Source organism: Achromobacter sp. JD-1 (genome assembly GCF_038594925.1).
GTDB classification, from domain to species: domain Bacteria; phylum Pseudomonadota; class Gammaproteobacteria; order Burkholderiales; family Burkholderiaceae_B; genus Achromobacter; species Achromobacter spanius_C.
The window spans coordinates 21,473-27,100 of the sequence record NZ_JBCGCS010000038.1 but is presented as its reverse complement, the minus strand read 5'-3'; the positions used below and the strand labels follow the sequence as shown (position 1 = coordinate 27,100).

The window sequence follows — 5,628 nt, the reverse complement described above, 5'->3', positions numbered from 1 at the left end:
CGAGCTTCACGGGCCTCGTCTGGCGCATTGATTCTTGCCGCTTCTTTAATGCCCGGGGCCAAGCTTTCGCTCGCGGCTATCTCCCCTACTGCACAGCCGAAGCTGTGCAGGGCGTATTGGTTTTCAGATGGTTAAAGAGCGACTTCATCCAGCATTTGCCGCTTCGCATTGGTTCGTTTTGAGGCGCGCCGGTTACGAAAAGCAAATTTCATGACGAAATGACAATTTAGCCATAACTAGCAAACGTGTCAATAGCCAAGGCTAGCATTTAAGGCGTTTCAGCGCCTTCCTTGCCGTCTACTTTTGCTTTCCCAGTTGTTCTATCAGCTCGCCCAGCATGATGTAGCTAGCAGTGATGAGGGGGAGGAGTTCGTCCTCCGGCGCTTTGATGGTGCAGCGGAATTCACCGCCTTGCGTGATGTCCACGTGGGCGTGTGCCGCTATGTCTTTCTGGTCCTCGTGCGCCCCGGATGTGTGCCGATAGCACCGGTCATTACGAGCGCGTTGATCCGGAGGCGCGTTTCCGCTGTGGACGAGCTTCAGTTTCGAGTACGTCAACTTTTTTATCCTTTGTTACATTGTGACGTAGTCGCGCTTTGACTTCCTGAAGCTCCGCTCCTAGTTCTTTCAACGGCTTGGCCGTAGATTTATTAAGGGATGTGTCTGGAGACTCGCCGCTGGCGTGCCTTTCCAGCAAGTAGCCTATGTAGCTTTCGGCCTGATCTCGAAGCCCTTGCGGCAATGTCTCCCATTGTTCCGGGCTTATCGACCGCAGGGGCCAGGAGCCCGCTTTGAAGCGCTCTCTCGGGCCGACGCCCGCACCAAGCCAGGCCTCAGATACGTTTAGAAGCCTCGAAACGATAACTAGGTTCTCCCCCCGCAGATTTTTCGTGCGCCCGCCGACCCAGTTGGCTACAGATGAGCTCTTTGCACCCGTCGCGCGAACTAAATCCGCTTGGGTTTTGCCTGCGGCGATGAGCGCGGCGTGCATTCGGTCAGAGAGTGTTTTCATGGGTACACGCTAGCCCGAGCTATCAAAGCCATGGCTGGCATCGAATGCAAGATTTCTTGTGCAAATAGCTAGCTATGGCTATCATCCGAAAATGAATAAAGAACTACACCCTGACTCTCGCAAGATTGACCTTTTGGGCGGCACGAATGCCGTGGCACGCCTATGCAAGGTTCGTTCGCCTTCCGTAAGCAAATGGCGGCAGTCCGGAATACCCGACGCGCGAAGAATGTTCTTGGAATTGATACGCCCCGACGTGTTCGCTTCCGACGCGCCTCACACCAAACCAATCGAGGTGGATACGGACCATCCGACGCGACGCCGATAAGCATCAATACAACGCTGCGCGCGAGCGCATTTTGCCCCACATCGAGTCAGGGCGCGCACTGAAAAGCAGCAATAGCTGCATAAACGGTTAAGGAAAACCCTCATGAAGACCCTCGCAGTCGCACAAGGAAAGGGCGGTGTCGGCAAGACCACGACCGCCGTCAACATCTCATTTGAAGCAGCCGAAGCGGGGGCTAAGGTCTTGGTCATCGACTTGGATAGCGGTGACCTTTCGAAGACCCTGGCTCGATTCAGGTTGGCAATATCTGCAAGCGCACTATTTCTCGACAGCGTGCCGGCAGTGCCCACGCCCGAATCGAGCATCTCCTTGATCGCCGCAGATCAGCTGTTGGCGAATTTGATCTACATGCCGCTTGAAACCGCGCTGAGAAATTTCCGGGTAAATCTATCGGCGTTCGCCGAAAAGGGTTATGACCTTTGCGTAATTGATACCGCGCCGGGCGTAAGCATCGCCTTGGCAGCAGCGCTTCACGCCGCCGCTGCGGTCATATCCCCTGTGGAGATGGAGGAGTACAGCATCGAAGGGATCAAGAAGATGATGCGCGTGATACTCAATGCTCGGCAGCGCAATCCTAAGCTGCAATTTCTTGGGCTACTTCCCAGCATGGTGGATCGGCGAAATCCGCGCCAAGTCCGACATTTGGCAGAAGTCCGTGCCGCCCACGAGGAGCTGCTTGTGCCCGTCACCATCGGTCTACGCACGAGCGTCGCTGAAGCACAGTCTATTGGCGAACCCGTCTGGAAATCCAAGAAGACCACCGCGCGTGCGGCTGGCGCCGAAATGCGCGCCCTGGGCCAGTACATCCGCACCAAGATGGGAGTAAAGGCATGATGGATCTGAAAGGACTGGGTGACTTGGCATCGATGCTGGACGACCCGAAGCAGGAGGGTGGCTTCAAGATGTACGATGTCGCCCGAATCCATCTTGACGCGCGGAACGTTCGTCGCGCCGGCAATCCGGGGCTCACGAAGGAGAGTATCGCGGAGATGGCCTCGACTATTCGGGAAAGAGTTGCGGCAGGGAAAAGAGGGGTGCTGTGCCCCATTTCATTGCGCCCTCACCCGACCATCCCCGGCGATTTCATAATTAATCATGGACACCGCCGCTATCTGGGTACGCGGGAGGTCGGTCTCGACCAGATTCCCGCACACGAAGATCCTGATTTCGACGACTTCGACCAGGTGACGGAGAACCTCCATCACGAGGGCCTGACCGGGCGTGAAATGGCGGACTTCATCGGTGGGAAGCTTGCGGAAGGCATGACCCAGTCGGATATCGCGCTCAAGATGGGGAAGTCCAAGGCATGGGTCAGCATGCACGTCGCAATGCTCAACCTGCCAGAGCCGGTTGCGGAGGCGGTCGCGAATGGGCAGATCACCGACGTCACGGTTGCCAAAGAGCTTGTGATTGCATATCGGGAAGACCCGCAAGCAGTCGAAAATCTCCTCAGCGCGGCGGAGCAGAAGCCCACCCGCGCGGCCGTAAAAGCTATTCGGCAAAGCACCAAGACGAAGGACCATCCGGCCGTCCCCAAGGCTCACACGCAATCCGAAGATCGCGTTGAAGATCGGCAGGAGGGGTTGGCGGTAGAACAGGGCGCGACGATCACTTTTGTGGCCGACACGACCGGTTTCCGTTTTCAGCGTGAAGTCCCCAGCGAGATGACGGCCGAATTTCAACGCCGCAGGGACATGCTCGAACAGGAGCGACAAGACGGTGCCAATCCAGCGCTGCGCCAGGCCAGTATGGCCGCCTTGAATCGTCTGATTGAAATTGCCAAGCGTGATACCGGACAGAGCGCACGTGTTGCCAATTTTCTGCTTGCCTGGTGGAACGCGACGAGCTGCGGCGGCTTCGACTTAGCTGATCTGTGGAGCGTAGACAAAGAAATCTACGACGACATGTCGTCAGTGATCGCCCTCGTCCGGCGTAGCCGTTCCTATCCGGACACGCTCGCCACTCCCGTTCATGAGGCGTTCAAAGAACTAGTAAAGATCTGGAGGCCCCAGCTCGTTACCGAATGACATGGCCCCTGGATGTTTAGCGGCTAAACGTAGCAAACTCAAAATGAACCTGAAAATGAGGAGGCAGTGATGATTGAAAAGGGTCCGGGAAAGGTGGCGTTGATTGTCGGATGTGTATTTATGGCGACTTCCATCATTGCGCGATGGACGGGATGGGACACCATGGCTAACGTAACTTTCTTTGCGTCAGCGGTGCCAATCTTTGTCGGCATGGTCATCAATAATTCCTGATCTCCAATACACAACACGGACTAGCCAACGGGCTATTCGCCAGCAAAAAACCGAGGAAACCACAATGCAATCGAATAAATCGCTCGCCAAGCTCAACGCTCAAATTCAAGCTCTACAGCGACGTGCCGAAACCCTGCGCGCCAACGGTCGGGCGTCGGCCGTACAAAAGATCGTCGCGCAAATGCACGAGTTCCAGATTTCTCCCTCGGATATCCAGGCCGCATATGGCGCAACGAAGTCCGCTCGCCCCAAGCGCAAAAAGGCTGTTGAGCGAACCGAATCCCGTCGCCCGGTCGCGCCGAAATACCGTCATCCTGAATCTGGTTATACCTGGACCGGACGTGGGCGAGCGCCGCGCTGGCTGACTGCTGCGGAGCTCGCAGGAGCGTCGCGCGAACAATTCAGAATCTGAAGCAGGATGGCTCAGACCGCCATCCTGGAAACAACATTGCGACTTTGGAGATATGTCATGAGCGATAGCCATTTGCGTCCCAGACCCCGTCAATGCCTGGGCAACTTGTGGGTGTACAGGGCGACTGTGATCTGCATGCTGCTTATGGCCATCGCGGCTGCGATCGTGCTCTTCTACCTCGCAACCATTTTTATGGACAGCCTGGCCCCAGACACAAGGATGTTCGTCGAGATTCTCTCGTTCTTCTTTATCGCTTTCCTCATCGTCGTCAGTGCATGCTTTATGTCGCGGCGTTGGCCAGAGTGACTCGGCCGGCTTTACGTCGTGCAGTTGCGTCCACCCGGTAAGTTAGCCCCTGACGCGGGACTTGTTGCAGTAAAATGAAAGACCTTCGGAGATACCCCAATGCTGACTTCTAAAGACGTGATAGAACGGCGCCGCGCTGTAGCAAATGCGGTGGCGAACCAGCGGCTGGAAGGCTTGGAACCCGACTCACGCACAGTTGCCGATCTTGAACGTGCAGCGGCTGGTGAATTGAGCGTGTCGGACGTCCTCCGTACGCTGCATGCCCGCGTCGCCGCTGGCGAATTTCGTTCGTCGTCCGCACGATAACGTCAATGACCGCATAGGCCAGTCCATGGCCAAATACCCCATCAACGCGCAAGATCCATACGTAGACCCTGTTTCCGGGGTTCTGCGTAATCGTCTTGGAATTACTGACCAGGGCGAGCTGGACAAGGTGGAGGCAACCTTCGCCGCCGTGCGCTCCTACGAGCTTGCTACGAACCCCGTCCGGGGGCAGTTTGACCTGGCGCACCTTCGACACATCCATCAGCGGTTGTTCGGCGACGTCTATGACTGGGCGGGTAAGATCCGCACGGTCGACATTTCGAAGGGCACAACACGCTTCGCCAGCCACGAGCAGATCTCGAGCTATGCGCCACAGATCACGAGACCACTTTCTCGCGCGAAGGTCTCCTAAAGGGCCTTGGGCCCGATTCGTTCAGTGAGCGTGCTGGCCATTTCTTGGGCGAGTTGAATGTGCTTCATCCCTTCCGGGAAGGCAATGGCAGAAGCATCCGGGAGTTCATCGGTCAGCTTGCAAGGGATGCCGGCTACGGCATTGACTGGCAAGGCGTTGATCGGGGCGTGATGACGAAGGCGTCGATTGAGGCCTATCAAGGAGACTCGCAGCGCATGGCGCACTTGATTCGCGCCAGTCTCCGAGAAATTGAGCGGGAATACGCGCTGGATCTGGCGAGGGCGGTGGCGGGCGATCGCGCACACGTCGTTCAGGCTATTCCTGGGCAGAGCTATGAGGGCGTGGTTATCGGATTGACGGAGCGGTACCTGGTTCAAGAACAAAAAGGGCTGGCTGGGGAGATGGTCCTGCACAGCCGTCGCGCGCTCCTCAACGTGGATCTCGTCGTTCCGGAGCAGATGATCGGAATCCGCTATCCGCATGGTGGCGTCGGCCTGGTGGAAGCGTCTCTGTCACAGTCCGAGCGAGAGAATTCAAAACAGCTGCAACGCGACCGCGACATAGAGCGGTGAAGCGACTGTTTAGCCGCTAAACATCAAATTCAAAACACGTTTATCCGAA

Annotated in this window: 11 protein-coding genes and 1 pseudogene; 10 read left to right on the top strand and 2 right to left on the bottom strand. The window is 56.7% G+C overall.

Features of this window, described 5'->3' with window-relative positions; all coding sequences use genetic code 11:
* On the top strand, positions 1 to 182 hold a 182-nt coding region (locus WBR68_RS30405), incomplete at its 5' end, for a hypothetical protein (RefSeq protein ID WP_230696142.1).
* A 115-nt stretch (positions 183 to 297) separates the two neighbouring features.
* Here WBR68_RS30405 and WBR68_RS30400 read toward each other — a convergent pair.
* Both WBR68_RS30400 and WBR68_RS30395 read right to left on the bottom strand, forming a co-directional pair.
* Entirely contained in the window at positions 298 to 426 is a 129-nt protein-coding gene (locus WBR68_RS30400; protein WP_255696333.1) for a hypothetical protein, read from the bottom strand.
* Positions 427 to 493: 67 nt separating this feature from the next.
* Complete coding sequence (locus tag WBR68_RS30395) at positions 494 to 1,012, bottom strand: hypothetical protein (RefSeq protein WP_230696141.1); 519 nt, start codon at positions 1,010 to 1,012, stop codon at positions 494 to 496.
* A gap of 427 nt (positions 1,013 to 1,439) precedes the next feature.
* Between WBR68_RS30395 and WBR68_RS30390 the strand changes: the two genes are divergently transcribed.
* The 9 genes and pseudogenes from WBR68_RS30390 (at position 1,440) to WBR68_RS30355 (ending at position 5,579) form a co-directional block, all read left to right on the top strand.
* Positions 1,440 to 2,189: a ParA family protein gene (locus WBR68_RS30390; protein ID WP_230696140.1), complete on the top strand. Its 750-nt coding sequence runs from the start codon at positions 1,440 to 1,442 to the stop codon at positions 2,187 to 2,189.
* Entirely contained in the window at positions 2,186 to 3,382 is a 1,197-nt protein-coding gene (locus WBR68_RS30385; protein ID WP_230696139.1) for a DUF7673 family protein, read from the top strand. Before WBR68_RS30390 ends, WBR68_RS30385 begins: the two co-directional genes overlap by 4 nt.
* Positions 3,383 to 3,451: 69 nt before the next feature.
* Positions 3,452 to 3,613, top strand: coding sequence for a hypothetical protein (locus WBR68_RS30380; protein WP_230696138.1), 162 nt, complete (start codon positions 3,452 to 3,454; stop codon positions 3,611 to 3,613).
* A gap of 64 nt (positions 3,614 to 3,677) precedes the next feature.
* Positions 3,678 to 4,025 (top strand): H-NS histone family protein, encoded by a 348-nt coding sequence (locus tag WBR68_RS30375; RefSeq protein WP_230696137.1) that lies wholly within the window; start codon positions 3,678 to 3,680, stop codon positions 4,023 to 4,025.
* A gap of 57 nt (positions 4,026 to 4,082) precedes the next feature.
* Positions 4,083 to 4,331 (top strand): hypothetical protein, encoded by a 249-nt coding sequence (locus tag WBR68_RS30370; RefSeq protein WP_230696136.1) that lies wholly within the window; start codon positions 4,083 to 4,085, stop codon positions 4,329 to 4,331.
* A gap of 99 nt (positions 4,332 to 4,430) precedes the next feature.
* On the top strand, positions 4,431 to 4,637 hold the full coding sequence (locus tag WBR68_RS30365) for an antitoxin VbhA family protein (RefSeq protein ID WP_230696135.1): 207 nt from the start codon (positions 4,431 to 4,433) through the stop codon (positions 4,635 to 4,637).
* Positions 4,638 to 4,662: 25 nt separating this feature from the next.
* Complete coding sequence (locus WBR68_RS30360; protein ID WP_255696332.1) at positions 4,663 to 5,007, top strand: Fic/DOC family protein; 345 nt, start codon at positions 4,663 to 4,665, stop codon at positions 5,005 to 5,007.
* Between the two features lie 17 nt (positions 5,008 to 5,024).
* Positions 5,025 to 5,105 (top strand): annotated as a pseudogene (locus WBR68_RS31550) (Fic family protein); the annotation flags it as partial.
* A gap of 72 nt (positions 5,106 to 5,177) precedes the next feature.
* A complete protein-coding gene (locus WBR68_RS30355) occupies positions 5,178 to 5,579 on the top strand; it encodes a KfrB domain-containing protein (protein WP_446697888.1) in 402 nt (133 codons plus the stop codon).
* Positions 5,580 to 5,628: the final 49 nt, after the last annotated feature.